The 25,334-nt window shown below is 73.6% G+C and carries 25 protein-coding genes; 12 read left to right on the top strand and 13 right to left on the bottom strand.

The genetic code is table 11. The features are described 5' to 3' along the window. Positions 1 to 131: 131 nt before the first annotated feature. The gene (locus N553_RS23940) at positions 132 to 428 is read right to left on the bottom strand and encodes a hypothetical protein (RefSeq protein WP_051640349.1); all 297 of its coding nucleotides are present in this window, start codon (positions 426 to 428) and stop codon (positions 132 to 134) included. Positions 429 to 738: 310 nt separating this feature from the next. On the opposite strand from N553_RS23940, the gene N553_RS23935 reads away from it, so the two are divergent. Genes N553_RS23935 through N553_RS0120020 form a run of 3 tightly spaced genes read left to right on the top strand, consistent with a single transcriptional unit; the run spans position 739 to position 2,890 of the window. Beyond that, positions 739 to 1,182 (top strand): hypothetical protein, encoded by a 444-nt coding sequence (locus N553_RS23935; protein ID WP_197030143.1) that lies wholly within the window; start codon positions 739 to 741, stop codon positions 1,180 to 1,182. Continuing rightward, positions 1,179 to 2,357 (top strand): zinc-dependent alcohol dehydrogenase, encoded by a 1,179-nt coding sequence (locus N553_RS0120025; RefSeq protein WP_028048000.1) that lies wholly within the window; start codon positions 1,179 to 1,181, stop codon positions 2,355 to 2,357. The genes N553_RS23935 and N553_RS0120025 overlap by 4 nt, the downstream gene beginning before the upstream one ends. Positions 2,358 to 2,362: 5 nt before the next feature. Then, a complete protein-coding gene (locus N553_RS0120020; protein WP_028047999.1) occupies positions 2,363 to 2,890 on the top strand; it encodes a DUF2243 domain-containing protein in 528 nt (175 codons plus the stop codon). Positions 2,891 to 2,893: 3 nt separating this feature from the next. Here the strand turns inward: N553_RS0120020 and ligD are convergent, their stop codons facing one another. Then, complete coding sequence (gene ligD / locus N553_RS0120015) at positions 2,894 to 4,498, bottom strand: non-homologous end-joining DNA ligase (protein ID WP_028047998.1); 1,605 nt, start codon at positions 4,496 to 4,498, stop codon at positions 2,894 to 2,896. Between the two features lie 5 nt (positions 4,499 to 4,503). After that, a complete protein-coding gene (locus tag N553_RS0120010; protein WP_156043929.1) occupies positions 4,504 to 4,890 on the bottom strand; it encodes a hypothetical protein in 387 nt (128 codons plus the stop codon). A 291-nt stretch (positions 4,891 to 5,181) separates the two neighbouring features. On the opposite strand from N553_RS0120010, the gene N553_RS23930 reads away from it, so the two are divergent. Genes N553_RS23930 through N553_RS0119990 form a run of 4 tightly spaced genes read left to right on the top strand, consistent with a single transcriptional unit; the run spans position 5,182 to position 8,562 of the window. Beyond that, a complete protein-coding gene (locus N553_RS23930) occupies positions 5,182 to 5,967 on the top strand; it encodes a PAS and ANTAR domain-containing protein (RefSeq protein WP_197030142.1) in 786 nt (261 codons plus the stop codon). Then, the gene (locus N553_RS0120000; RefSeq protein WP_028047996.1) at positions 5,964 to 6,374 is read left to right on the top strand and encodes a hypothetical protein; all 411 of its coding nucleotides are present in this window, start codon (positions 5,964 to 5,966) and stop codon (positions 6,372 to 6,374) included. Before N553_RS23930 ends, N553_RS0120000 begins: the two co-directional genes overlap by 4 nt. Before the next feature lie 59 nt (positions 6,375 to 6,433). Continuing rightward, positions 6,434 to 7,090: a GAF and ANTAR domain-containing protein gene (locus tag N553_RS0119995; RefSeq protein WP_197030141.1), complete on the top strand. Its 657-nt coding sequence runs from the start codon at positions 6,434 to 6,436 to the stop codon at positions 7,088 to 7,090. Continuing rightward, positions 7,087 to 8,562, top strand: a complete 1,476-nt coding sequence (locus N553_RS0119990) for a PP2C family protein-serine/threonine phosphatase (RefSeq protein ID WP_051640400.1) — start codon at positions 7,087 to 7,089, stop codon at positions 8,560 to 8,562. Before N553_RS0119995 ends, N553_RS0119990 begins: the two co-directional genes overlap by 4 nt. A gap of 44 nt (positions 8,563 to 8,606) precedes the next feature. Here the strand turns inward: N553_RS0119990 and N553_RS0119985 are convergent, their stop codons facing one another. Beyond that, on the bottom strand, positions 8,607 to 9,584 hold the full coding sequence (locus tag N553_RS0119985; RefSeq protein ID WP_028047993.1) for a glycosyltransferase family 2 protein: 978 nt from the start codon (positions 9,582 to 9,584) through the stop codon (positions 8,607 to 8,609). Between the two features lie 183 nt (positions 9,585 to 9,767). Between N553_RS0119985 and N553_RS23925 the strand changes: the two genes are divergently transcribed. After that, the gene (locus tag N553_RS23925; protein ID WP_051640399.1) at positions 9,768 to 10,754 is read left to right on the top strand and encodes a UDP-glucuronic acid decarboxylase family protein; all 987 of its coding nucleotides are present in this window, start codon (positions 9,768 to 9,770) and stop codon (positions 10,752 to 10,754) included. On the opposite strand, the gene N553_RS23920 is transcribed toward N553_RS23925, so the two are convergent. From N553_RS23920 to N553_RS0119935, 9 genes are all read right to left on the bottom strand, one after another. After that, positions 10,746 to 11,693, bottom strand: coding sequence for a glycosyltransferase family 9 protein (locus N553_RS23920; RefSeq protein WP_081844794.1), 948 nt, complete (start codon positions 11,691 to 11,693; stop codon positions 10,746 to 10,748). The two genes, N553_RS23925 and N553_RS23920, sit on opposite strands and share 9 nt — an antisense overlap. After that, positions 11,690 to 12,418, bottom strand: coding sequence for an SDR family oxidoreductase (locus tag N553_RS0119970; protein ID WP_051640398.1), 729 nt, complete (start codon positions 12,416 to 12,418; stop codon positions 11,690 to 11,692). Before N553_RS0119970 ends, N553_RS23920 begins: the two co-directional genes overlap by 4 nt. Continuing rightward, positions 12,415 to 14,415 carry a PfkB family carbohydrate kinase gene (locus tag N553_RS23915; protein ID WP_081844793.1) on the bottom strand — a complete coding sequence of 667 codons (2,001 nt, stop codon included), beginning with the start codon at positions 14,413 to 14,415 and terminating at the stop codon, positions 12,415 to 12,417. The genes N553_RS0119970 and N553_RS23915 overlap by 4 nt, the downstream gene beginning before the upstream one ends. After that, a complete protein-coding gene (locus tag N553_RS0119960; RefSeq protein ID WP_028047991.1) occupies positions 14,412 to 15,635 on the bottom strand; it encodes a glycosyltransferase in 1,224 nt (407 codons plus the stop codon). The genes N553_RS23915 and N553_RS0119960 overlap by 4 nt, the downstream gene beginning before the upstream one ends. Next, on the bottom strand, positions 15,632 to 16,588 hold the full coding sequence (locus tag N553_RS0119955) for a glycosyltransferase family 4 protein (RefSeq protein ID WP_028047990.1): 957 nt from the start codon (positions 16,586 to 16,588) through the stop codon (positions 15,632 to 15,634). Before N553_RS0119955 ends, N553_RS0119960 begins: the two co-directional genes overlap by 4 nt. Then, the gene (locus N553_RS0119950; RefSeq protein WP_028047989.1) at positions 16,585 to 17,616 is read right to left on the bottom strand and encodes a glycosyltransferase family 9 protein; all 1,032 of its coding nucleotides are present in this window, start codon (positions 17,614 to 17,616) and stop codon (positions 16,585 to 16,587) included. The genes N553_RS0119955 and N553_RS0119950 overlap by 4 nt, the downstream gene beginning before the upstream one ends. Continuing rightward, on the bottom strand, positions 17,613 to 19,154 hold the full coding sequence (locus N553_RS25880; RefSeq protein WP_034623587.1) for an HAD-IIIA family hydrolase: 1,542 nt from the start codon (positions 19,152 to 19,154) through the stop codon (positions 17,613 to 17,615). The genes N553_RS0119950 and N553_RS25880 overlap by 4 nt, the downstream gene beginning before the upstream one ends. Next, a complete protein-coding gene (locus tag N553_RS0119940) occupies positions 19,151 to 20,803 on the bottom strand; it encodes a carbamoyltransferase C-terminal domain-containing protein (RefSeq protein WP_028047988.1) in 1,653 nt (550 codons plus the stop codon). The genes N553_RS25880 and N553_RS0119940 overlap by 4 nt, the downstream gene beginning before the upstream one ends. A gap of 137 nt (positions 20,804 to 20,940) precedes the next feature. Beyond that, positions 20,941 to 21,684 carry an MBL fold metallo-hydrolase gene (locus N553_RS0119935; RefSeq protein ID WP_028047987.1) on the bottom strand — a complete coding sequence of 248 codons (744 nt, stop codon included), beginning with the start codon at positions 21,682 to 21,684 and terminating at the stop codon, positions 20,941 to 20,943. Positions 21,685 to 21,817: 133 nt separating this feature from the next. Here N553_RS0119935 and N553_RS0119930 point away from each other — a divergent pair, with 133 nt between their 5' ends. From N553_RS0119930 to N553_RS0119915, 4 genes are all read left to right on the top strand, one after another. Beyond that, positions 21,818 to 22,594: an aldo/keto reductase gene (locus N553_RS0119930; protein WP_231505332.1), complete on the top strand. Its 777-nt coding sequence runs from the start codon at positions 21,818 to 21,820 to the stop codon at positions 22,592 to 22,594. Between the two features lie 126 nt (positions 22,595 to 22,720). Then, complete coding sequence (locus tag N553_RS0119925; RefSeq protein WP_028047985.1) at positions 22,721 to 23,911, top strand: Zn-dependent alcohol dehydrogenase; 1,191 nt, start codon at positions 22,721 to 22,723, stop codon at positions 23,909 to 23,911. Beyond that, positions 23,911 to 24,363: an SRPBCC family protein gene (locus N553_RS0119920; RefSeq protein WP_028047984.1), complete on the top strand. Its 453-nt coding sequence runs from the start codon at positions 23,911 to 23,913 to the stop codon at positions 24,361 to 24,363. Before N553_RS0119925 ends, N553_RS0119920 begins: the two co-directional genes overlap by 1 nt. Continuing rightward, positions 24,360 to 25,334: an SDR family oxidoreductase gene (locus tag N553_RS0119915; RefSeq protein ID WP_028047983.1), complete on the top strand. Its 975-nt coding sequence runs from the start codon at positions 24,360 to 24,362 to the stop codon at positions 25,332 to 25,334. Before N553_RS0119920 ends, N553_RS0119915 begins: the two co-directional genes overlap by 4 nt.

The raw sequence follows: 25,334 nt of genomic DNA, 5'->3' as shown, positions 1-25,334 counted from the left end.
CGACGTCCTTGGTCGCCCGAGCACGGAGCGGTCCCGTCCGGGCCCAGGCCCGGGCCGGGCCCGGGCTGAGGGTCTGGTCGTGAGTTGACCAGGCCGGGGCGGTGGGCACGGGGTGCCCACCGCCCGGGGTCTCACTCGGCGGAAGCCACGTCCTGCAGGGCGCCGCTGCTCGTGGCGCCGTCGCCGTCGCGCGGTGAGGTGGCGGAGGTCCCGTTCTTGGTCAGCTCGGAGAGGAACTCGTGGCAGCGCTGGGCGCGCTGGGAGTCCTCGCTCATGACCTGCTCGAAGAACGTGGCGATGTCGTCCTTGCCGGCGTTGCGTGCGTCGCGCACGTACTGGCCGTAGTCGTGCCCTGCTTTGAGGGAGTGGTACTGCACGGAGATGAGGTCGAACGTGACGTCGTCGAACCCGGTCTCACCTGTGGCCATGTGTGGTCTCCTCGACGTGGGGGACGCCGAGCGCTGCTGCGGCGCCCTCGATACCAGCCCGCTGCTTGACCGACTTTCACGGTAACCGGCCCGTGGTCGCGCGCAACCCGTCGCCCGCTCTCCTGGGGGTCCCAGACCGCACGTCCCGGTCTCGCCGCCCGATGGCGGTCGCCTCACCGTCGCCGTAGCGTGGGCGGACCTTCTCGGTGAAGACGACGCCGCCCGAGATCGCGACTCGACCGAGCGCCACGCTGGCGCCGACCGGCTATGGACCACGGCCGACCGTCGCGGGACGTGGACGGGAGTCCGCATGGCGAGGAAGACAGCGACCGTGGTCGCGATGACGAGTGTGGCCGCCGGAGTTGCTGCAGGGACGGTCGCCCGGCGCAGAAGGTCCACCCGGGACGGGTCCGGCCTGCACGGGTGGCGGGTCGTGACAGTGAACCGGTCACCCGAGCAGGTGGACCGCACACCTGAGCCGCTGGCCGTCCTCGGCAGCGCGGTGGAGGTCCACACCAGCGCCGCGCCCGGTGACAAGGGGACCGAGCTGCGCGCCAGGTGGCGGCCGGGGGCCGAGGTCCCCGACGACGGCGACCCGCTGCAGGTGCTGCGCTCCGCGCTCCGGCAGTCCAAGCAGCTTCTCGAGGTGGGCTGGGTGCTCGAGCCGGACCACAACGTCACGACGCAGGAGACGCCGCTGAACGCGCCGTTGCGCAGAGCGGTCAAGGCGGCGCGAGGGGAGGGTCTGCTGTGAAGGCGCTGCTGTGGACGGGCGTGAACGAGACCTCGGTCGAGGAGGTCCCGGACCCGAGGATCCAGAATCCCGAGGACGTCATCGTCAAGGTGACGCGGACGGTGACGTGCGGTTCCGACCTGCACCTCCTGGGCGGGTACATCCCCTTCATGCAGAAGGGGGACGTCCTCGGTCACGAGTTCGTGGGCGAGGTGGTCGAGGTCGGCGCGGACGTGCGCCGCCACAGGGTGGGGGACCGGGTGGTCGTGTGCTCGTTCATCTCCTGCGGCCGGTGCTGGTACTGCGCGAACGAGCTCTACTCGCTGTGCGACAACGGCAACACCAACCCCGCGATCACCGAGACGCTGTGGGGTGCGAACCCGGGCGGCTGCTTCGGCTACTCCCACGCCATGGGCGGCTTCGCGGGGAGTCACGCCGAGTACGTGCGCGTCCCCTACGCCGACATCGGCGCGTTCCCTGTCCCCGACGGCGTCAGCGACGAGCGTGCGCTCTTCGCGTCGGACTCGGCGCCGACGGGGTGGATGGGCGCCGATCTCGGGAACGTGCGGCCGGGCGACGTGGTGGCCGTCTGGGGTGCGGGTGCCGTCGGTCAGATGGCAGCACGGGCCGCGATGCTGCTGGGTGCCGAGCGGGTGATCACGATCGACCGGTTCGACTACCGTCTGCGGGCCGCGGAGCGGCACATCGGGTGCGAGACCCTGAACTACGAGCGTGACGACATCGTCGAGGAGCTGCGCGAGCGGTCTGGCGGGCGAGGCCCGGACGTGTGCATCGAGGCCGTGGGCATGGAGGCCCACAGCAAGTCGTCGATCGTCCAGGCGTACGACCAGGCCAAGCACCAGCTGCGCTTGCAGACGGACCGCCCGACCGCCGTGCGCGAGGCCATCTACAACTGCCGCAAGGGCGGCACCGTCTTCGTGCTCGGTGTGTTCGCCGGTCTCGTCGACAAGTTCCCGCTCGGCGCCGTCATGAACAAGGGACTCACCCTGCGCAGCGCGCAGATGCACGGGCACCGCTACATCCCGATGCTGCTCGAGCGCATGGAGCGTGGGGAGCTGGTGACCGAGCACCTGGCCACGCACACGATGCCGCTGAGCGACGGACCCGCCGGCTACACGATGTTCAAGGAGAAGCAGGACGAGAACATCCGGTCCGTGTTCCTGCCGAACGGCTGAGCCGGATGGTCACGCGCGAGAGTGCCCCTCCGACCGGCACCCGCCTCGACCGACCCGACCGCGCGCCCGCGTTCCTGCTCGGGGTCGGTCTGGGCGGGTTCGTCGACGGCATCGTCGTCCACCAGCTGCTGCAGTGGCACCACATGGTCAGTGACACGCCGGGCCATCCGGTCACCACCGTCGCCGGGCTGCGTGCCAACACGCTCGCCGACGGCATCTTCCACTCGCTCGCCTGGGTGGTCGTGGTCCTCGGTGTCGTGCTGACCATCGTCTCGTGGCGGCGCGGGCGGCTCGCTCCGACGTGGCGGTTCCAGGTCGGGCTCCTCCTGGCCGGGTGGGGCGCCTTCAACCTGGTGGAGGGGATCGTCGACCACCAGGTGCTCGGCATCCACCACGTCCGCGACGACCTCGGGGGTCCGCTGTCCTGGGACCTCGGGTTCCTGGCGGTCAGCGCCGCCTTGCTCGTCGGCGGCTGGGTGCTGCACGAGGCCGGTCTGCGCGAGCTGACGACGGCACGGGCCCAGCGGAACTGATGCCTAGCCCAGCGGGGGCAGCTCCTGGTCGGTCGCGAGCACCGCCCGGAACGGGTCCCCGCGCTCGGCGAGCCGCTCGAGGATCGTCCGCACGGTGAACGCGTCCGGCCGGAGCCACGGCTCGTCCAGCTCCTCCCAGGTGATCGGGGCGGAGACGGGTGCTCCCGCGGCCGCTCTGGGGCTGTAGGGCGCCACCAGCGTCTTGTTGATCGCGTTCTGCGTGTAGTCGAGTCGCGCCTGGCCGCCGCGCTCGCGCACCTCCCACCGCCAGCTCACCAGATCGGGGACGACCTTGCCGATGGTGCGTGAGAGCTTCTCCACCCAGGCCCGCGTCTCCTCGAACCCGGGGCCGGTGGCGATCGGCACCCAGACCTGGATGCCGCGGCGCCCCGTGAGCTTGGGCTGCGCCTGGACGCCCAGGTGCGCCAAGGCGTCGCGGTGCAGCCGGGCCAGCAGGAGCACGTCGTCCCACGAGGTCGAGGGTCCAGGATCGATGTCGATCAGGGCGTACGTGGGCAGGTGCGGGTCGGAGGTCCGAGAGGTCCACGGGTGCCACTCGACCGCACCGAAGTTCGCCGCCCACACCAGCGCCGCCGGCTCGTCGACCACCAGGTAGGTCGTGGTCTCGTCGCCCTCCGCCTCGGGGTTGTCCCATCGCTCGACCCAGTCCGGAGCGTGCCGCGGCAGCTGCTTGTGCCAGAAGCCCTGGCGGTCCACGCCGTCCGGGTACCGGTGCATGTTGAGCGGCCGCCCGGCGAGGTAGGGCAGCACCACCGGGGCGATGCGCGCCGCGTACCCGACCAGGTCCCGCTTGGTCACCACCGCCTCGCCCGCACCCGCCGGGAACAGCACCTTGTCGAGGTTGGTCAGGCGCAGGCGTCGTCCGAAGACCTCCCACGTCCCCGAGGTTCCCAGTGCGGCGAGGGCGGCGAGCTCGTCCGGCGACGGGCTCGCGAACGTGGCGGGACGCAGGTCGATGGACGCCTCGGCGGCCGGGAGGTCCGAGCGCCAGAGCCGGTCCGGGTCGGCACGCACCTCGTCGTTGGTGCGTCCGCTGAGCACCGAGCGAGCGTGCTCCTCCGGGTCCCAGCCGGGCACCGCGTGCGCGTCGCGCTTGTGCAGGAGCAGCCACTGCTCCTTTCCGCGCCGGTCGCTCTGCCCGCGACGGATGAGGACCACACGCCCTCGGAGCTTGGACCCGTGGAGCTCGGCGTGCAGCTCGCCCGAGTCGAGCTCCGCCCTCGGGTCCGCGCTCTTGTACGGCTCCCACGTGCCCTGGTCCCAGACGATCACGTCACCGCCGCCGTACTCGCCCGCCGGGATCACACCCTCGAAGTCCATGTACTCCAGCGGATGGTCCTCGACGTGCACGGCCATCCGGCGCGCGCCCGGGTCGAGGGTGGGCCCGCGGGGCACCGCCCAGCTGACCAGCACGCCGTCGATCTCGAACCGCAGGTCGTAGTGGAGCCTGCGGGCGCGGTGGCGTTGGACCACGAACCGTCGCCCGCCACGGGCCGCGCCGGCTGACGACCGCCCGCCCGGCGGCTCCGACGTCCGTGCGAAGTCACGCATCGACCGGTACGTCTCCAGCCCTTCGGCCGACTCCATCGCCGTCAGTCCCGCACGAGCACGGCGGTGCGCGCGGACTGCACGCACGTGGCCCGAGCGAGCCGCCGCAGGTCCCGGCTCGCGAGGCGCCGAGCGCGTCTGCGCAGGAGAGCGCTCAGGGCGACCGCCCGGGCGTCCTCCCTCCCGGTGATCACCAGGCGGGTGCTCGCGCCGACGGGGAGCAGGTGCGCCGTGACGCGGTAGGGGACGCCCATCCAGCGCGCCCGGCCGCGGACGCCCACGCCCGTGGAGCGCCGGTGGAGGCGCACGTCGGCATGCTGCAGGTGCAGCGTGCGGCTCTCCTCGTCGCAGAGGCCGGCCTCGAGGAGGGCCGACCACACCGCGCTCGGGGTTCCTGGGCAGTCGATCCGGTGGATCGTGTCAGCGGGCAAGGGCGTTCCTTCGCGGTCGTCGCGCAGCCGCCTTCTCCAGCACCTCCACCATCCCACGCCCCCGCACGACTCGCGAGACGTCGCGGCAGGGCGCAGCTGCGGCGCACAGGGGCGCTCGACGTGCCGGCCGACGTGTGGTGTAGCGGCTCGCGCGAGTACGGCATAGCCTGATTGAGGCGCCTTCCGTCGATCCGGTCACTGGTCGACATGTACGGCCTCGCGGGTTCAGCTGGGAGCCTCGATCTGGGGCCGACCTTGCGGCGGTGTCATGGGGGCCCTGTGACTACCTCGATGAGAGTCGGTCGATTCACCTTCTCCCCGGCGATGAGCCGGTGGTTCTGGTCTGACGAGATGTTCGCGCTGCACGGCATGTCGGTGGGCGACGTGGTCCCGACCCGTGCCCTGTTCCTCAGCCACGTGCACCCGGAGGACCGGGAACGGGTCGCCGCGGTCCTGGACGCCGACGCCGACACGCAGGGCTGTGCCTACCGCCTGATCGACCTGGCAGGAACCGAGCACGAGGTGCTGGTCGCCGCAGCCCGCGCCGGTGCCGGTGAGCCGGGCGCCGTCGAGGGCTTCGTGGTCGACGACTCGCCACGTCAGGCCCGGACGGTCGCCGCGGCCGTCAACGACCAGCTCAAGGTGGCGCTCGAGTCGCATGCCGTCATCGACCAGGCCAAGGGCATGCTGATGATGGTCTACGGCGTCGACGACGGCTCGGCGTTCGAGGTGCTGCGATCGGCGTCCCAGCAGCACAACGTCCGCCTGCGCGTTCTGGCTGAGCGTCTGATCCGGGCCGCGCAGTCGCTGGGTGGGATGGGTCCGGGTTCCGGAGCCGCCATGGACCAGCTCCTGCTGACCGTGCTCCGAGAGAATGCCGTGACCGTCCCGAAGGAGACCCCCCGTCCGGCGGGAGGCACCCCAGCGGTCGAGGCCCCGCGGCAGGCGGCCGAACGACCGCTGCGCGCCGCCGTCGTCGGCGCAGGCTCCGGCCGACGGACCCTAGACCTGCAACCGGGCGAGGTGCCCCGGCCGTCACCGCACTCGAACCGCAGACTCACGGCCGGCCACTCGTGAGGTTCACCTCGCTCAGGGTCGCATCGAACGGCGGTGCCCAGCGGTCGGCGTCGGACGCGCGTCGCGCCCCGGTGCGAGCCCGACGTCCGTCGGTCCTCACGACGGTGCTCCTCGCGCTCCTCGTTCCTGTGACCGTGGTCCTCCTCGGGGGTCCCGCCCTCGGCGGTCCACCCGCCGGCCTGGTCCAGGGCACCGCGTCGCAGGAGCCGCTCCCGCAGACGACCGACTACGACGACAAGGTGGGCGGACCGCACCAGGACACGCCCGCGGAACAGACCGGCCGGGCCGTCACTCCAGCCCGCTTGGCGCTCATGGTGACCGTCGCCGTGGTCACGCTGGGCATCATCGCGACGCTCGCCGTCCGGTCCCGGCGACAGCGGCTCGCGCGAGAGCGTGACCCCTCGTGACCGCGCAGGCGGTGCCCCAGGACCTGCGAGCGCTGGTCGACGGATCGTCCGCGAGGACCATGAGCGACGCCACCGTCGACACGTTGCTCCGGCTGCTGACGACCGCCGCCCAACGCGTCGTCCCGACCGCCTCCGGTGCGGGCCTGAGCGTCATGGGCCCCGGCTCCCGGATGATCTCCGTCGCCGCCACCGACGGCGAGGTCGAGGCGCTCGACGCGCTCCAGTACGAGCTGGACGAGGGTCCCTGCCTGACGGCGACGCGGGACCGGGTCGTCGTCCGGATCGACGACGTGACCACGGAGCGACGGTGGCCCGCGTGGTGCCCGGCCGCCGCCCAGCTCGATTTGGGGTGCTCGCTCAGCGCCCCCCTGGTGGTCGGTGACACCGTGCTCGGGGCGGTCAAGGTCTACGCGCACACCGCGGGGAGCTTCGACGAGGACGACGAGGCGACCCTGCGTGTCTTCGCCGCGCAGGCGGCCGTCCTCGTCGCGCACGGGCAGGCGTACGCGAGGGCCGCCGACCTCGGGCAGCAGCTGGGCGCGATGCTGCGCCAGCGCGACGACGTCAACCGTGCCTGTGGCGTGGTCATGGAGCGTCAGGGTGTCTCTTCCGAGACGGCCTACACCTACCTGATGAGCCTGTCGGAGCGCGACGGCCGCACCGTCCACGAGACCGCAGCACAGCTGGTCAGGCGGGCGGGCAGGGCACGTCGATGACCGGTGACGCCGTGACGGTGGAGCGGCAGAGGCAGCAGATCGTCGTCGCGCAGGCACGGGCGCAGCTGTCGACGGACGAGCTCTGGCTGCGGTGCTTCGCCCTGGGAGCCACCGTCGGGCCGCTCGACCTCACCGCCTACCTCGCCGGCGACGTCGCGCTGCCCGCCGACGAGGCGGACCGTGTGGCGCTGGCCGTGAACGAGCGCCTCGACCACATGCACACCCGGCAGCGAGCGCCGTACGCACGCACGGTCCGGCAGCTGGACGGTCCAGGTGGGCCGCTCGCCTCGCTCACCCAGCTCCTGCAGGCCACTCACCTCGCGGCCCCGGACGTCCTGGCCCGTGCGGTCGAGCTGGGCGCCCGAGAGCTCGGGGTGCGCGCGTCCGCGTACCTGGTCGACGACACGGACGAGGTCCTGGTCCCGGTGGACGGCGCATCCGACCGCCGCAGGATGCAGGCGGTCGACGCCACGCTCGCCGGACGTGCCTACCGTCTGGTCGAGACCCAGGTCACCAGCGCCGACGGACCGCGGCTGTGGATCCCCATCCTCGACGGGGCCGAGCGGCTGGGCGTCCTCGAGGTGGAGGTCGAGGACGTCCGCGACCTGGAGGACCCTGTGCTGCGCCGGCAGTGCTGGTGGTTCACGCACTACCTCGGGCACCTGGTCACCGTGCTGGACGCGTACGGCGACAGCATCGACACGATCCGCCGGCAAGGCCGCCGTGAGGTCCAGGCGGAGCTCGTGCGCTCCCTGCTCCCGCCCCTGACAGCCGGCTCGGACAAGGTGCTGATCAGCGGCCGTCTCGAGCCCGCGGACGCGGTGGGTGGCGACGTCTTCGACTACGCGATCGCCACCGACCACCTGCAGCTCATGGTGGCCGACGCCACCGGTCACGACCTGCACGCCGGACTGGCTGCTGCCGCAGCACTGGCCGCGTACAGGAACGCACGCCGGGCGGGGCACGGGCTGCTCCAGCAGGCGGAGGCCGTCGACACGGTCATCTCGGAGCAGTTCCGGGGCGCCATGTACGCGACGGGCGTGCTCGCGCAGCTCGACCTGAACACGGGGGAGCTGCGCTACGTCAACGCCGGCCACCCCAACCCGCTGCTGCTGCGCGGCGGGCGGGTGGTCAGGGAGCTCGACGCCGGTCGCCGGCCCCTGTTCGGTCTGGAGGCGCGGCACACCGAGGTCGCGTACGAGTGGCTCGAGCCGGGAGACATGGTCCTGACGTACACCGACGGGATCGTCGAGGCACGGGACACCGCGGGAGCGATGTTCGGGCTCGACCGGCTCGCGGGCATCCTGGAGCGCTCGGCCGCCGACGACCTTCCGCTCCCCGAGGTGCTGCGCCGCATCCGCGGTCGGATCCTCGAGCACCAGGGCGGCATCCTGCAGGACGACGCGACGCTCGTCATCGTCCACTGGACCACGCAGGGGCAGCTCGCCCTGGAGCCTGACGTCTCCGCGTGATCAGCGACCAGCCTCGCACCCGGTCCACCGGCTCGACCTCGGCGTCAGAGCGTCGCGCGGGTGCGCAGGACGGCCTCGGGCGAGGCTGACCTGACGAGCCGGCGTCCGCGGTAGGGGACGCCACCACGGACCCGGAGCACGATCGCGAGCCACGAGCAGACGGCACGCTCCAGGAGCCACAGAGGCGCCCACAGCACGCTCGACGGGGGAAAGTGCTCGCGTCCGCCTGCTCGCCTCGCCCCGTGTCTGGCCACGAGCACGGCGGCCGTCATCAAGGCCAGGGCGGGTGTCGTGCGGCGGCGCCGAAGGGCCCAGAGCAGCACCGGCAGCACCGCGGACTCGACCGCGAGACGCCGCGGCTGCGCGAAGCTGTCGTACGCCTGCCGGACGCGCTGTGACCAGAAGTGCCCCGCAGACGGCGGCCGACGCTCCACGAACAGGTCGTCCGCGCGAACCTCGGTGCCCCCGTGCGCTCGGATCGTGCGGATCAGCTCCAGGTTCTCGAACAGCACGTCACCGTCGTAGCCGCCCGCCCGCAGCACGGCCGACCGACGCACCACCAGGGTGCCGGGGTAGTCCGACCCCAGACCTCGGTTCACCAGGATGCGGCCCGTGTCCCAGCGGGCATGCCACGGTGCGGGCGCGAAGACGTTCTGCACCCGCAGCACGTCGCCGCGGCCGAGCCGGCTCAGCGACTCGTGCAGCTGCACGGCGCTCCAGCGCACGTCGTCATCGGCGACCACGACCACCTCGTGCCGGGCGAGGCGGATGCCGGTCATCACCCCCGCGACCTTGCCGTTGGCCCCCGGCCAGCGCTGCGGCCGGACGTGCCGGACGTGCGTTCCCCAGCGCCGGGCGTGTGCGTCGAACACGACGCCGGGGGAGCCGTCCACCACCGTGACATCGACATGGTCAGCCAGGTCCAGCAGGTACGTCGACAGCTCGTCGAGACCGTCGTCCCGGGCCCAGCGCAGGGGCAGGACGTACTCGACCGGCAGCCGGGGTGCCGAGGCGTCGTCCATGAGGATGGGCCCCCTCCAGATCCGCTCCGTCCTTTCGTCGCACCGACGCTAGACCGCCTCGCGCGCTGTGCAACTGCTGGCTCGGCGCGCGGCCGGGCTCTCGGGACGGTAGGACTGTTCTGGAACGACCTGCCGGCGAAGACAGGGCCGACGACGCGGACGATCCCGACGAGGGGTGCCCGGATGCGTACCGTCCTTGCCCGACCTGATGCTGCAGACCCGACGACCGGTCGAGTCGTCGTGACCGGCGGGGCCGGCTTCCTCGGAAGCCACCTGTGCACCGAGCTCCTCGACCGCGGAGCCGAGGTCGTGTGCCTCGACAGCTTCCTGACCGGCACGCCGGCGAACGTGGCCCACCTGATGGACCGGCGGACCTTCCGGCTGGTCAGGTGCGACGTCACCGACTTCGTGCACGTCCCGGGACCGGTGGATCTGGTCCTGCACTTCGCGTCGCCGGCGTCACCCGTGGACTATCTCCAGCTCCCCATCGAGACCCTGAAGGTCGGCTCGATCGGCACGAGCCACGCGCTCGGGCTGGCCAAGGAGAAGGGTGCGCGGTTCGTCCTGGCGTCCACGTCGGAGGTGTACGGCGACCCGCAGGTGCACCCGCAGACCGAGGACTACTGGGGCCACGTCAACCCGGTAGGACCGCGCGGCGTCTACGACGAGGCCAAGCGCTTCGGCGAGGCGATCACCACCGCGTACCGGTCGACCCACGGTGTGGACACGGGCATCGTCCGGATCTTCAACACGTACGGTCCGCGGATGCGACCGCACGACGGCCGCGCGATCCCGACGTTCATCCGGCAGGCGCTCGCGGGTGAGCCCGTCACGGTCGCCGGTGACGGAACCCAGACGCGCTCGGTCTGCTATGTCGACGACCTGGTCCGGGGCATCCTCGCGCTGGCCGCGCACGGGCACAGCGGACCCATGAACATCGGGAACCCGACGGAGCTCACGGTCCGGCAGATCGCCGAGGACGTCGTTGCCGCCACCGGTTCGCGCGCCGGCCTGACCTTCATCGAGCGACCCGTCGACGACCCCGAGGTCCGTCGCCCGGACACGTCGCTCGCGGCCCGCGAGCTCGGATGGTCCCCGGAGGTGCCGTGGGCCGAGGGTCTGGACCGCACCGTGAGCTGGTTCCGCCAGGTGTCGAGCGTGTCAGCCTGACGCTCGGGAGGCCGTGTCCGGGTGATGCGCGAGAAGCGCAGCGGCCGCCTCGGCGACCTCGTCCACGCTGATGGCCGCGAGCGCGGGGTCGATGACCGCGCCGTGCGGATCGCCGGGCGCGGCGTCGGACCCGTGCCAGAGGACCGTGTGCAGATCCGTGTCGATCGCCGGTCCCCACAGCCGCGGTGACGTCGGCCCGAACAGCAGGACCGACGGGGTCCCGGTCGCCGTCGCGACATGGGCCACACCCGTGTCACCGCACACGACGAGCCGCGCCCGGGCCACGCGTTCCGCAAGCTGCGCGAGGGACGTCTGCCCGGCCACGCCGACCTCCGGGCCCGCGAGGTCCCGGACCTGCCGGCACAGGCGCGCCTCGCCCGGGCCGCCCGTGAGGAGCACCGGGGCGCCGCCGGCCACGAGGATCCGCGCGAGGGCCGCCCACCGTTCGGCCGGCCAGCGTCGCGCGGCGGACGCCGCCCCGGGATGCAGCAGCACCTCCTCGGACCGCGGCGCCCCGGTGGCCTCCAGGCGCAGGTCCTCCCGGTCGCACGCGCCGCCCGCGGAGCGGACGAGCCGGCACCACCGGTCCACCTCGTGCTCGCCGGAACGCCACGGCGGCCCGTCGCCGCCGAAGCCCACGAGTCGGACCGGACGGGTGGCCCGCAGGAGCTCATGGCTCTGGGGCCCGCTCCCGTGCAGGTTGACCGCGACGTGCCCGGAGCGCCGCCATGGAAGCGCCGCGTCGAGGCCGTGCGTGTCCAGGACGTCGTCGACGACGCCCAGGTCGCGCAGCCAGGAGCCGACCGCCAGCGGTGCCGCCAGGGTCAGCCACCTTCCCGGCCACGCTCGGCGCACGCCCCGCAGCGCGGGGACGCCGGTCAGCGCGTCGCCCAGGCCGAGCGCTCGCAGCACCAGGACGTCCCCGCCCCCGGAGGTCACGGCCAGGAGCTCTCCCCGGACGACATGACGAGCATCTCCCGGATCTCGCTGCCCACCGGCTGGGTCAGCGCCGTCAGGACGGCGCTCGCCGTGGCGGCGGGGTCGTTCAGCTGGGCGTCCGGCCCGGGCCGGTACTGCTCGGCGCGGCCGTCGAAGAACGGCGTCTGCATGCCGCCGGGGACCAGGAGCGTCACGCCGACGCGCCCCGCCAGCTCCGCGGCGAGCGCCTGCGTGAACCCGCGGACGGCGAACTTGGACGCGCAGTAGGCGGTGGCGTCGCTGACGCCCCGCAGGGCCAGCGTCGAGGCCACCGTGACGACCGTCCCATGCGTCTGCTCGAGGTACGGCAGGCAGGCGCGCACCACGGCGACCGTGCCGAACAGGTTGACCCGCACGACGTGCTCCCACGTGTCCGCGTCGATCTGGTCGAGCCGCCCGCACGCGTCGATCCCGGCAGCCGTGACGAGCCCGGTCGGTGCGCCTACCCGGTCGACGATCTCCTCGACCGCGCGTGCGGTCGCCGTCGAGTCGGCCAGGTCCACGAGGGCGTGCGCGACACCGTCCCGCGGTGCGACCCGGTCCAGGACCGCGGGGGTGCCTCCGGCCGCGGTGATGGCGTCGACCACCGCAGCGCCGAGGCCACTGGCCCCGCCGGTGACGACCACGGTGCCCACGGCGCGTGGCGAGGTGCCACGCGGCGCGGTCGTGCTGAGCGTGCTGGTCATGAGACCTCCTCGGCCAGGGGTGAGCGGCCGTGCGTCGACCGCTCGATGATGGACGTCGTGGATCGACCGTCCAGGTAGGGGAGAAGCACCACGCGACCCCCGCCGTCACGCACCACCTCGGCCTCCGGCAGCGGCTGCCCGCCGTAGTCGCCGCCCTTGGCCCAGACATCGGGCTGCAGCACGGCCAGGACCGCGCGGGGGTCGTCCTCGTCGAACACGACGACGGCATCGACGCAGTCGAGCGCCTGCAGCACGCGTGCGCGGTCGCCTGCGCCGACCACCGGCCGGCCCGGCCCTTTGAGCCGGCGGACCGAGTCGTCGGAGTTCATGACCACGACGAGCGCGTCACCGAGCCTGCGCGCGGCCTGGAGCGTGGCCACGTGCCCGGCGTGCACGATGTCGAAGCAGCCACCGGTGGCCACGAGCGTGCGCCCGCCGACCCGAAGACGTGCCGCGAGCGCGCCGAGGTCCTCGTCGGGATCTGCCGGGGCGGGGTCGTGCGGTGAGGCGCCGCGACGCGTCCGGAACGCCTCTGCGCCACCCGAGGCGACCCAGGCCGTGGCGTCGGCGACGGCGCGGCCGACGGCCGTCGTCGGCAACGCGCCGAGGGCCAGGGACACCACCGCCGAGGCGGCGAACCGGTCGCCCGCACCGCACGTGTCACCTCCGTGCGCGGGGACCGCCGGCACGAACGTCGGCTCGGCCCCCGTGGTCGCCACGAACGCTCCGCGGTCACCCGCCGTCACCGCGACGGCGCGCGCGTCCCACGCGGCCCGCAGCACCTCGGCGACCTCGTCCGCAGGCACCTCTGCGCCGGGTGCCGCGGTGCGCGCCTCCGCCAGGTTCGGGGTGACGAGCGCGGCATGAGGGACCGGGGGACCGCCGCGTGGGTGGGGGTCCCAGACGACGGGACACCGTCGGGCCGCGTCGGCGAGCAGCGCGCGCAGCCGCGCGTCCCAGGTGACCCCCGCGCCGTAGTCGGACACCAGGACGGCGTCGGCGCAGGCGAGCGCCGCCTGGACGGCGTCCTCGGGGAGGGTGGTCGGTGTGCCCGGCCCACCGTCGTCGAGGCGCACGATCGAGTGCCCGTCGCTGCGGACGCGCACCTTGCGCCGCGTCGGACCCTCGTGACCGAGCGGCAGGAGCTCGACCTTCGCGCGCAGGTCACGGGCCAGCGTCCGGCCGTCGGCATCCCGCGCCACGGGTGCGACGAGCGTGACGCGGGCGCCGCCCTGTGCGCACAGGAGCGCGGCCAGGCCCGCCCCTCCCGGTGAGTCCCGCACGGCCGTCACGTCGAGCACCGGAGCCGGGGCGTCCGGACACAGCCGCTCGGTGGTGCCGAAGACGTCGCGGTCCAGGAGCAGGTCACCGACGACCACGACGTGCGGGCGGTCGTCGCGGACCTCGTCGGCCCCGGCGCGCTCGATCCGTTCGAGGTGGGCGTCGACCGCCGCGCACAGCGCGTGCACGAGCACGAGATGTCCGGCCTGGACGGCTGCGGTCGACGTCGCGGGGACGCACACGGCGCTGTCGCAGGCGTCCGCGAGCGGGTTCGGTGCCGCGCCCGTGAGCGCCCACACCTGCATCCCGAGCGACCGTCCCCGCGCCGCGGCCGCGAGCACGTTCGGGCTCCGGCCCGACGTCGAGAGCAGGACGAGGACATCACCGGCGCGCCCGTGCGCCTCCACCTGCCGGGCGAACATCTCCTCGGCGCCGTAGTCGTTGACGATCGCCGTCAGGCTCGAGCTCTCCGCGCACAGGGCGATCGCCGAGTACGGCCGGCGCTCGGCCACGAACCGACCCACCAGCTCGGCGGTGAGGTGCTGGGCCTCGGCGGCGCTCCCGCCGTTCCCCGCGGCGAGCAGGCGACCGCCGGCGACGAGCCGCTCGGCCAGCACCCGGCCCCAGCCCTCGACCGTCTCCGCCTCGTCGCCGACCGCCGCGAGCGCCGACGTCAGCTCCGCCAGGTGCTCGTCCAGCCAACCGGTCGTCGTCATCCCGCTGCCACCTCGGTGAGCACCGAGCGACGGACCACCGTCCGGTAGATCAGCTCGGTCTGCGCAGCGATCCGGTCCCAGCCGTAGCGGGCGACCGCACGACGCCGCGCCGCCGCCCCGAGGGCGGCACGCCGTTCCGGGTGGTCGAGCAGCCCACGCAGCGCCGCGGCGAGCGCCGCCGGGTCCCGAGGCGGCACGAGCACCCCCGTCCTGCCGTCCTGGACGGTGTCGACCAGCCCGCCGACGGCCGAGCCGACCACCGGTACGCCGCAGGCTGCGGCCTCGACCGGCACGATCCCGAACGGCTCGTACCAGGGCGTCGCCACGACCGCGTCTGCAGAGTCGACGAGCGCAGGCAGGTCGTCGTGGTCCACCCGGCCGACGAGGTGGACGCGGTCGTCGACCCCCTCCTGCCGGGCGATCGCACGCAGGCGTCGGGCCTCGTCGTCGGCGTCGAGCAGGTCCGCCGCCGGTCCGCCGGCGACGACGAGCTCGGTGTCGGGCAGGTCCGCCAGCGCATGGACGACCGTCTCGATGCCCTTGCGCTCGACGAGCCGGCCCACGCACAGCAGCCGGTAGGTCGCGCGCCGGGGCGGCTCCACCACCCCGGTGCAGCCGGGCCGGAAGCGCTCGACGTCGACACCGCACGGCACGACGCGGATCCGTTGCTCGGGAACACCGAGGCGGACCAGCTCGGTGACCTCGTCGGAGCAGGTGGCGACGACGACGTCGACGCGGCGCCCGATCGACGCCTCGGCGGGGATCCGTCCGGGCGGGCTGGTGTCGTGGGCCCCCTGGTGCCGACGCTTGACCGAGCCGAGCGCGTGGAACGTCTGCGCGAGGGGAACGCCCGTGACTGCCGCGGCCTGCAGCCCGGCCAGCCCGGACATCCAGAAGTGCGCGTGCGCCACGTCAGGGGGCCGGTTCGCGCTCCACCACTGGGCCAGCACGTCCCCGAACACCCCCATGTAGGGGAGCAGGTCGTCCTTGGCGATCTCGCGGGCGGGCCCCGCGGGCACATGGACCACCGTGACCCCCGGTGCGAGCTCGACGCACTCCGGCAGGTCCGGGTCGTCGCGGCGCGTGTAGACGTCGACCTCGTGGCCCCGCAGCGCCAGTGCGGTGCTCAGGGCAGCGACGTGGACGTTCTGCCCGCCCGCGTCGACACCGCCGAGCGTCGCCAGCGGGCTTGCGTGCTCGGACACCATCGCGATCCTCATCGCGTCACCTCCTTGAGCAGGGACTGCCAGTCGGACAGGAACCGGTCGAGGCCGAAGACGCGCAGGGCGTGCTCGCGTGCGGCGCGCCCGTGCGCGAGTGCGTCCTGCGGGTCGTGCAGCCAGCGGCGGGCGGCCTCGACCAGGCGGTCCGGTCGGGCGCTGACGACCCCGGTCTCGGGTGGGACGGCGTACGGGGCGGCCGTCGTCGCCAGCGCCAGCACCGGCATGCCGAGCGTCATCGCCTCGATCAGCGACAGGCCGAGGCTCGTCCAGCGGTAAGGGTGCAGGTAGGCGCGCGCCCGGGGGAGCGCGTCGTGCAGCTGCGCCTGGGGCAGCTTGTGCAGGTGCTCGCCCAGCTCCGGCCGGTGCTGGCTCAGGGCGTCGACGCCCATCCCGTAGACCTCGACCGGCACGCGGGCCGCCATGTCGAGGAGCACGTCCGTCCCGGCCACGCGCCACCGCCGCACAGGTTCGTTGACGACCGCCGCGACGCGGGCGCGCTCCCCGGTGTAGCGGTAGCCGGGGTCGGGGATCCCGTGGTCCACGACGAACGTCGGTGCGCGGCCGTTGTCCCACATCAGGGCGTTGAAGTCGCTGACGTGCGCGACCGGGACGTCGTCCCGCTCGGCGAGCAGGTGACGGGTCGCCGCCGCGGGACCCGTCGGCGTGTTGTGCTCGACGTAGACGGCCGGAAGGTCGGCACCGGGGCGTCGACCGGTCCACCGCTCGGCGAGCTCGAGGTCGGCGGGACGCTGCAGGACCACGACGTCCAGGTCCTCGTCGCGCAGGGCCGCCAGCGGTACCTCCCGGGCCGACCGGGGCCAGTCCCACGTGCGGGCGCGGCCCCGACCGTCGGGCGAGCGCGCGTCGTCGACGGGGATGACGTACTCGTCGGGGCCCTGGACGAACGAGGTCATCCACGACCCGTGCACGTGCCACACCAGGATCCTCATGCGACCACCTCGTGACGGACGTGACCGGCCAGCAGGTCGACCGCTGAGACGACCTCGTCGGTGGAGACCGACGTGAGGCACGGGTGCCCGACGAGCGGGCAGAGCCGCGCCCGGGAGTCGGCGCAGGCCGCGGACTGGTCGCCGAGGACCACGTGCGGCACACCGAACGGCGCCCAGCGCTCGGCGGGCACCACGGGCGAGAAGAGCGACACGACGGGCGTGCCCACCGCGGCGGCGAGGTGCGCCGGACCGGTGTTGCCCACGACGACGGCGTCGGCGCCCGCCAGGACGCTCGCGAGCTCGGCCAGGCTGGTCCGGCCACCCAGGTCGACGGCGGCCGGCGACCCGTGCGCCACGTCCGCGCTGAGACGGGTGTCCTTCGGTCCGCCGGTGACCACCACCACCCGCCCGGCGTCGACCAACGAGCCGACGATCTCGATCGCCTGGGCCGGCGAGGGTGCCCGCGCCGGTACGGACGCCGACGGGTGCACCACGACGTACGGGCCGGAGGGCACCAGGTCACGGACGTCGGGGAGCGGACCGCGCACCGCGAGGTGACCGTCGTCGTCCATGCGCAGGGCGCCCCCGGCGGCCTCCGCGAGACGCAGCGCGGCGTCGACCTCGTGCAGGCCGTCGGGGCGAGCGTGCCGGACGTCGAGCAGGCTTCCGGGGTAGTCCTCGCTGGTGGCGGCGACGAAGGGCACGCCCGCGAGCCGCAGGACGAGCGCCGTCGGCAACGGGCTCTGGTGGAACGACGTGAACACGACGGCCCGGTCGTAGGCGGCCGCGCGGAGCCTGTCGACGAGCTCGTGCACGAGCGCCGGGTCGACCGGTGCCGGAGACAGGCCGCTCCACGGCGCGTCGAACGTCCGGACCGACCGCACACCGGGCAGCAGCTCTGCGGCCTGCAGGCCGGCGGGGGACACCAGGAGGTCGACGTCGCCGAGCCGCCCCAGCGCCCGGATCGCGGGGCCTGTCAGCAGGACGTCGCCGTCGGAGTCGAGACGGACCGCCAGCACCCCGCTCATGCGCCCTGCTCCGCCCCGGGGACGAGCAGCGCGACGGCCGCGCGCAGGTCGGTGGCCACGACCTCGGCCCGCTGGACCTCCTCCGGTCGTGTGGCGGGCGTCGGCACGAGCACCGCGCGTGAACCCGCCGCGAGCGCGGCACCCATGTCGTCGCCGATGTCGCCGACGACGGCGACCTCCCAGGGCGACACCCCGAGCTCGTGCGCCGCCCGCAGCACCATCCCGCCCGCAGGCTTGCGGCACGGGCAGCTCGACTCGGGTCCGTGCGGGCACACCTGCACGGTCGCGAACGGGCCGAGGAGCTCGGCGACCCGCCCGTTCACGGCGTCGACCTGCGCCCTGCTGAGCAGCCCACGGGCGACCCCTGACTGGTTGGTGATCAGGCCGACTGCGACGCGCTCGCGCCGCAGGAGCTCCAGGGACTCGTGCGCACCCTCGGCCGGCTCCACCCGGTCCGGGTCGCCGTTGTACGGCACGTCCGTCACCAGGGTGCCGTCCCGGTCGAACAGGACTGCACGGACGGCCGGCCGCCAGGGTGCTGCGCGGCGGTGGGCCACGGCGCCCCGCAGCCGATGGGCGACGGCGGCGAACGGGATCGCGACGCTGGTCAGCGCCATCCGGCGCCACTCGGCGGCGGCACCCGGTTCACCGGGCCGTGGGCCGGGCAGGACGCGGCGGACCGCGAAGTCGGCCGTCAGGACCGACCACACCGCCAGCGCGGCTCGAGCGGCCCGGCCTCTGCCACCGACGGCGAGGAGCGCGCCCGCTGCTGCCGCGGCGACGGTCACCACGTGCCACGGGAACCGTCCTCGCCCGGTCTCAGCCAGCTCGCGCCACCGGCGCCCGTGCAGCACGCGCATCAGGGCGTCGTCCCGGGCACCCGCCTGCACCCGGATGCTCACGCGGTCGTCGGCGGGCCGCACGGGGTGGTGCGTGGTGCGCTCGCCGCGGACCAGACGCCAGCCGGCGGCCCGCAGCCGCAGTGCGAGGTCGGCGTCCTCCCGGTACGCACGAGGGAACCTCTCGTCGAACCCGTGCACCTGCTCCAGCGCGGCGCGCCGGAAGGCCATGTCCGCGGTGGCCCACCGGGCACGCTCCAGTCCCGCCGTGCTGCGCTCCCAGTCGGTGGGTCTGCGGCCCTGCGGAAGAGGGACGTGCAGGCGGGCCTGCGTGCCCGCCACGGAGCCGTCACGGTCTGCGGCGCACAGGTCGTCGACGAACGCCCGCGCCCACCCGGCTGGCAGGACCACGTCGTCGTCGAGGAACGCGACCCACGACTGACGGGTGGCCCGCCACCCCGCGTTCCGGGCAGCGGCGGGACCCCGCCCGCCCGTCCGAACGACACGGCTGGGCCACGGCAGGTCCGGCGGAGCCAACGGCAGCGTCGAGGTCAGGGGGCGGTCGTCGCAGATCACGACGGACGAGGGCTGCTGCGGAACCTGTGACCAGTCCTGCCTGACGAGGCTGAGCAGCAGCGCATCAAGCGAGGGCCGTCCCACCGTCGGGACGACAACTGACCAGGTCGGCGCCGCGGTCACCGGCTCGGCGCCCTGAAGAGCTCGGCGCGACGGACCAGGTGCGGCCCCAGCACGAGCAGGTCGACCGGTGCGGACCCGAACAGCTCGAGCGCGTCCCGTGGGTCGTCGACCATGGGGCGGCCGGCGGTGTTGAGGCTCGTGTTGATCACCACGGGTAGCCCGGTGCGGTCACGGAAGGCCTCGATCGCCGCCCCCAGGCGGGGCATCGCGACGGGGTCGACCGTCTGGATGCGGGCCGTCCCGTCGACATGCACCGCGGCGGGGATGCGGTCGCGCCACGCGGGCGCGACCCGGTGGACGAAGAGCATGTAGGGGCTGGGCAGGGGGCCGTCGGAGAAGATCTCTTCGGCGTGCTCGACCAGAACCATGGGGGCGACCGGGCGGAACTGCTCGCGGCCCTTGACGTCGTTGAGCCGTTCGAGGTTCTCGGCGTGGCCGGGGTGCGCGAGCAGCGACCGGTGCCCCAGGGCGCGGGGGCCGAACTCGCTGCGCCCGTCGAACCAGGCGACCACCCCGTCGGCGGCGAGCACGTCGGCCACCTCACCGGCGTGGTCGTGCGGGGTGGAGAAGGGGACGGCGGCGGCGCGCAGCCACTCCGCCAGCGCGTCGTCGCTCCACGTGCGGCCCAGAGACGCGCCCGGCATCGGCTGCGGCGTGTCGCCGAGCTCGGCCGCGAGCTGCATGGCCGCGCCCAGCGAGGTGCCGGCGTCGCCCGCCGCGGGCTGGACCCAGACGTCCTCGAAGCCGGCCTCGCGCCAGATCCGCGAGTTCGCGACGCAGTTGAGCGCGACCCCGCCGGCCAGCGTCAGCACCCGGTCGCCCGTCCGGTCGTGCAGCCAGCGGGCCAGCTCGACGAGGACCTCCTCGAGACGTGCCTGCACCGAGCACGCGAGGTCCGCGTGGGCGCCGCCCCAGGTGCCGTCGTCGACCCGTCGTGGCGCCCACCGTTCCCAGTCGAGCGGCTCGGCGACGAAACCGCCGTCCCCGGTCGTGTAGACCAGCGGCCGGAGGTCGTCGAGGAACGCCGGCGTGCCGTACGAGGCGAGCGCCATGACCTTGTACTCGTCGCTCGACCGCAGGAAGCCGAGGTGCTCGGTCAGCGACTCGTAGAGGAGTCCGAGCGAGCTCGGCAGCTCCTGCGTCGCCAGGATGTCGAGCTTGCCGCCGGTGTACCTCCCTGCGAGGTGGGAGGCGCGCTCCCCGCGGCCGTCGAGGACGAGGACGCTGCTGTCCTGGAAGGGTGAGGCCAGCGCCGCCGAGGCGGCGTGCGCCACGTGGTGCGGCACATACCGCACGATCGACGGGTCGATCCCCGGAAGAGCGGTGGCAAGGAACCCCGGGACGCGTTCGGCGTAGGTGGTGCGCAGGTAGTCCCAGGGATCGTCCAGGCCCAGGTCCTCGGCGTTCTTGGCGAGGGCGGGGTCCCACCCGTAGGCGACCGCGTCGAGGTCCTGCGGTCGCAGCCCGGCGTGCGCGAGGCACCAGCGCATCGACAGGTCAGGCAGCTCCCAGGCGGAGAACGGCACGGGACGCTTGCCGTGCTTGCGGCGGCTGAACCGCTCTTCCTCCGCGGCGGCGACGACCTCGCCGTCGACGACGAGGGCTGCGGACGGGTCGTGGTAGATGGCGTTGACGCCGAGGACGCGCATGGGCGGCGACCAATCATCGGTGGTCCCGAGTCGTGCGACTGCTGCACACGATGCGTGGTGCGCGTTTTCTTGGCGCCTCTGAGGGCCACTGTGGAGCACTTCTCCGAGAGCCGCACGCCGAACCGCTTCTCCGGTCGTCAGTGCGCGCCGACCTCGCGTGCCTGCTCGACGGCGGTGGCGACGCCCCTGGTCCAGGGGTCGCCGTGGCCGGGCAGCACGGTGCCCGCGCCGGTCGCGGCAAGCGCCGCCAGCGACTCCAGCGCCTGTGCGCTGTCCGCGGTCGCAGCGCCCGCGACGATCTGCGGACCCCGGACACCGGTGTACGGGTCCAGGGTGACCAGCGCGTCGCCGCTGAGCACCACGTCGCGGTCGGGCAGGTGCAGCGCGCAGTGCCCGGCGGTGTGTCCGGGCGTCGGGACGACGACGGGCTGACCGGGGACCAGAAGCGCGCCCCCGGACGGCAGCGGCCGCAGTCCGCGCACGCCCGGGACGCGGAGGGCACCGGCGAACGCCATCGCACCCAGGATCCGCAGGGCGCGCGGGTGCCGGACCGGGTAGAAGGCTCGGGGGTTCTCGTGCGCGTAGCGGTAGGGGTGCTCGGCGAGCCCGAAGTCGTCGACGTGAGCCCAGATCGGGACGTCCAGACGCGCCTGCGCCCGCGCGGCGAACCCGGTGTGGTCGAAGTGGGCGTGCGTCAGGACGATCGCGGCGACGTCCCCGGGCCGCAGCCCGCGCTCGCGCAGCGCTTCCGCGAGGAGCGGCCACATCGCGGGGAGCCCGGTATCGACGACCAGCACCCGGCCGTCGTCCTCGACCACGTAGCAGTTCACGAACGCGTGCCCGAGACGGTAGACGCGGTCGGCGACCTCGGAGGTGATCATCGGTGCTCCAGCGACGCTCGCGGGACCGCACGCTTCCGAACGGGTCCTCCCGATCATCGCGCGTGACCCCAAGGTGTCAAACGCAGGGGGTCTCCGACGTGCGGGGTGTCGACGGGCCGCGCATCCTGGACCGGTGATCCAGGTCGACATGCCCACGCTGGCACTGCCCGGTGGTGCGATCCCTGTGCTCGGGCTCGGCACCTGGCAGGCCCAGGGCACCGCGGCCGAGCGTGCGGTCAGTGCGGCCCTCCAGCTGGGCTACCGGCACATCGACACCGCGACCATGTACCGCAACGAGGAGGAGGTCGGGCGCGCGCTGTCCACGGTCGGCATCGACCGGGACGACGTTTTCGTCACCACCAAGCTCCCGCCGGAGCGCGTCGGCCGCGAGCGCAGGACGCTGACCGAGTCGCTGGTGGCGCTGAACCTCGACCATCTCGACCTGTGGCTCATCCACTGGCCGCCCGGGGGAGACGCGGCGCCGCGCACGTGGGAGGCGTTCCGCGCTGCGCGGGACGAGGGTCTGGTGCGTTCGATCGGCGTCTCCAACTACTCCGTGGCCCAGATCGACCAGCTGGTCGAGGCGACCGGCGAGGCGCCCGCGGTGAACCAGATCCCGTACAGCCCGGCCGACCACGACCCCGGACTCCTCGCGGCCCACCGCGACCGCGGGGTCGTGGTCGAGGGGTACAGCCCGTTGAAGCGCTCCGACCTGCGTGCTCCGGCGCTGGTCGACGCGGCCGCCGCCCACGGCGTGACGCCCGCGCAGGTGGTGCTCCGCTGGCACCTCCAGCACGACGTGGTCGTCATCCCCAAGTCGACCGACCGGCAACGGCTCGCCGCCAACCTCGACGTCGTGGGGTTCGAGCTCACGGAGCAGGAGATGGCGCGCATCGACGCGCTCGCGTGACGCACGGGCGCCCCGTCCGGGACCGCTCGACCGGTCGAAGGCTCCGGTCGCGGCATGTTCCCGGGGAGCGCACCATGTCCAGCTAGGTGCAGACGCGTCGCCGGGAGCACGACCAGGAGGACCGACGTGCGAGCACTCACCTGGCAGGGACGCGAGGACGTCCGGGCCGAGACCGTCCCGGACCCGCGCATCGAAGAACCGACGGACGCGATCGTGCGCGTCACGTCCACCGCGATCTGCGGCTCCGACCTGCACCTGTACGGCGTGCTGGGGATGTACCTGGACAAGGGCGACGTCCTCGGGCACGAGGCCATGGGCGTCGTCGAGGAGGTCGGGCCGGGTGCCGCACGGCTGAACGTCGGCGACCGCGTGGTCGTGCCGTTCGGGATCGCCTGCGGGACGTGCTGGATGTGCACGCACGGGCTGATGTCGCAGTGCGAGACGACGCAGGTCCGCGCCCAGGACAAGGGCGCGGCGCTCTTCGGGTACACGAAGCTCTACGGGCAGGTGCCGGGCGGGCAGGCGCAGTACCTGCGGGTGCCGCAGGCCCAGTACGGACCGGTGGTGGTCCCGGACGACGGGTCGCCGGACGAGCGCTACCTGTACCTGTCCGACGTCCTGCCCACCGCGTGGCAGGCCGTCGAGTACGCCCACGTCCCCCCGGGCGGCACCGTGGTCGTCGTGGGACTCGGACCGATCGGGCAGATGTCCGCGCGCATCGCGGCGCACCGCGGGGCCTCACGGGTCATCGGCCTCGACCTGGTCAAGGAGAGGCTCGCCATGGCGCAGCGGCACGGCATCGACGTGATCGACGTGACGGCGGTGGACGACCTCGAGGCCGCGGTCCGGGACCTCACGGGCGGCCGGGGTGCCGACTCCACGATCGACGCCGTGGGGATGGAGGCGCACGGGTCCACCGGGGCCGCGAGCGCTCAGAAGCTCGCCGGTTTCCTCCCGGACGCCCTTGCACGGCCCGTCATCGAGAAGGCCGGAGTTGACCGGCTGGCGGCACTGCAGACGGCCATCCAGCTCGCGCGGCGCGGCGGCACCGTGTCGATCTCGGGCGTGTACGGCGGTGCGGTCGACCCGATGCCGATGATGGACCTGTTCGACCGGCAGATCACGCTGCGGATGGGACAGGCGAACGTCCGTCGGTGGGTCGACGACCTCCTGCCGCTCATCTCGGGCGACGCGGACCCGCTCGGCGTCCTCGACCTGCGCACGCACCGGCTCCCGCTCGAGCAGGCACCGAAGGCGTACGCCATGTTCCAGGCCAAGGAGGACGGCTGCATCAAGGTCGTCCTGGACCCGCGCTGATGGCGACCGTCGCAGCACGGATGAGCTGCCGCCCGGACGCGGTGCTGGCTGTTCTTGCCGACGGCTGGAGCTACGCCACGTGGGTCGTCGGCACCTCACGTCTGCGGGGCGTCGACGTGAGCTTCCCCGCACCCGGGTCCACCATCAGCCACTCGTTCGGGGTGTGGCCCGCGGTGATCGACGACAAGACCGTCGTGCTTGCCTGGCGCCCGGACCGCGGCATCGAGCTGCAGGCCCGCGGCTGGCCGGCCGGTGAGGCCCACGTCCGCATCGAGGTGATGCCGCACGGTGAGGGCTGCTCCGTGAGGATCGTCGAGGACGTGGTCCGCGGACCCGGGTTGCTCATCCCACGCCTCGTGCGCACCGCGCTGCTCATACCCCGCAACCGCGAGACGCTCCGGCGCCTCGCGCACCTGGCCGAGGGACGTTCCGCGCAGTCGGAGAGCACGTGAGGGCCGCGCGTGACGGCCGTGTCGTGGTCCTCGTGGGAGCGTCGAGCGGCATCGGCCGGGCCACGGCGCACCGGCTGGCGCGTCGTGGTGATGCGCTCGTGCTGTCCTCGCGCTCGCGCGCCGTCCTGGACGTCGTCGCCCGCGAGTGCCAGGACGTGGCTCCGCCCGGGTGGCCGGGTGCGTACGTCCTCCCGACCGATGTCACGGACCGCGACGCGGTCGAGGTGCTGCTGCGCCGGGCGGTGGACCGGTTCGGGCGGGTCGATGCCGTGATGGTCTCGGCGGCCGTGGTGGCGTACGGCCGCTTCGTCGACGTGCCCGCCGACGTGTTCGACCGGGCGCAGCTGGTGAACCTGCTCGGCACGGCGAACGTGGCCCGGGCGGCGCTCGACCTGTTCACGGGTGGCCGCGGGGGCCACCTGGTCGTCGTGGGCTCGCTCTTGGGCAGGATCACCACGCCGTGGATGAGCTCCTACGTGGCCGGCAAGTGGGGCGTGCACGGCCTGACGCGCACGCTCCAGCAGGAGATGCGGCGCGAGGCCGGCGTCCACGTGTCGTTGGTGGCACCGGGGAGCGTCGACACGCCCGTCTACTCGCAGGCGGGGAGCTATTCCGGGCGAGTGGGTCGGCCACCGCCGCCGGTCGTACGGCCCGAGGCCGTCGCGCGCGCCGTCGAGCGTGTGCTCGAGCACCCCCGCCCGATGGTCTCCGTCGGGGCGGGGAACGCGCTGATGGTCACCGCGTTCCGGCTGCTGCCTCGGCTGTTCGACGCGCTCGTCACGCCGCTCATGTCGGTCCTCGGGCTCTCCCGGGACAAGGTCGCCCCGCACAGCGGCAACGTCTGGAGCCCGACCCCCGAGGGCGAGGCGGTGCACGGCCGGTGGGGCCGGCAGTGGCTGCGGCTACCGCTCGCCGCCGGCGTCGCGGTCTCGGGGATCGCGGTCGTGCGCGCACTGCGGCGCGCGGCATGA

The sequence above is a fragment of the Cellulomonas sp. URHE0023 genome (assembly GCF_000688475.1).
In the GTDB taxonomy this organism is placed as follows: Bacteria; Actinomycetota; Actinomycetes; order Actinomycetales; family Cellulomonadaceae; genus Cellulomonas.
Note: the sequence above shows the minus strand (reverse complement) of the source record. Positions and strands in the feature narration are given on the sequence as shown.

What these genes read in the sequence shown, in the direction of transcription:
- N553_RS23940 (WP_051640349.1), bottom strand. Translation starts at nt 428, where the DNA reads ATGGCCACAGGTGAGACCGGGTTCGACGACGTCACGTTCGACCTCATC.
- N553_RS23935 (WP_197030143.1), top strand. Translation starts at nt 739, where the DNA reads ATGGCGAGGAAGACAGCGACCGTGGTCGCGATGACGAGTGTGGCCGCC.
- N553_RS0120020 (WP_028047999.1), top strand. Translation starts at nt 2,363, where the DNA reads ATGGTCACGCGCGAGAGTGCCCCTCCGACCGGCACCCGCCTCGACCGA.
- ligD (WP_028047998.1), bottom strand. Translation starts at nt 4,498, where the DNA reads ATGGAGTCGGCCGAAGGGCTGGAGACGTACCGGTCGATGCGTGACTTC.
- N553_RS23930 (WP_197030142.1), top strand. Translation starts at nt 5,182, where the DNA reads ATGAGAGTCGGTCGATTCACCTTCTCCCCGGCGATGAGCCGGTGGTTC.
- N553_RS0119995 (WP_197030141.1), top strand. Translation starts at nt 6,434, where the DNA reads ATGAGCGACGCCACCGTCGACACGTTGCTCCGGCTGCTGACGACCGCC.
- N553_RS0119990 (WP_051640400.1), top strand. Translation starts at nt 7,087, where the DNA reads ATGACCGGTGACGCCGTGACGGTGGAGCGGCAGAGGCAGCAGATCGTC.
- N553_RS0119985 (WP_028047993.1), bottom strand. Translation starts at nt 9,584, where the DNA reads ATGGACGACGCCTCGGCACCCCGGCTGCCGGTCGAGTACGTCCTGCCC.
- N553_RS23925 (WP_051640399.1), top strand. Translation starts at nt 9,768, where the DNA reads ATGCGTACCGTCCTTGCCCGACCTGATGCTGCAGACCCGACGACCGGT.
- N553_RS0119970 (WP_051640398.1), bottom strand. Translation starts at nt 12,418, where the DNA reads ATGACCAGCACGCTCAGCACGACCGCGCCGCGTGGCACCTCGCCACGC.
- N553_RS23915 (WP_081844793.1), bottom strand. Translation starts at nt 14,415, where the DNA reads ATGACGACGACCGGTTGGCTGGACGAGCACCTGGCGGAGCTGACGTCG.
- N553_RS0119960 (WP_028047991.1), bottom strand. Translation starts at nt 15,635, where the DNA reads ATGAGGATCGCGATGGTGTCCGAGCACGCAAGCCCGCTGGCGACGCTC.
- N553_RS0119955 (WP_028047990.1), bottom strand. Translation starts at nt 16,588, where the DNA reads ATGAGGATCCTGGTGTGGCACGTGCACGGGTCGTGGATGACCTCGTTC.
- N553_RS0119950 (WP_028047989.1), bottom strand. Translation starts at nt 17,616, where the DNA reads ATGAGCGGGGTGCTGGCGGTCCGTCTCGACTCCGACGGCGACGTCCTG.
- N553_RS0119940 (WP_028047988.1), bottom strand. Translation starts at nt 20,803, where the DNA reads ATGCGCGTCCTCGGCGTCAACGCCATCTACCACGACCCGTCCGCAGCC.
- N553_RS0119935 (WP_028047987.1), bottom strand. Translation starts at nt 21,684, where the DNA reads ATGATCACCTCCGAGGTCGCCGACCGCGTCTACCGTCTCGGGCACGCG.
- N553_RS0119920 (WP_028047984.1), top strand. Translation starts at nt 23,911, where the DNA reads ATGGCGACCGTCGCAGCACGGATGAGCTGCCGCCCGGACGCGGTGCTG.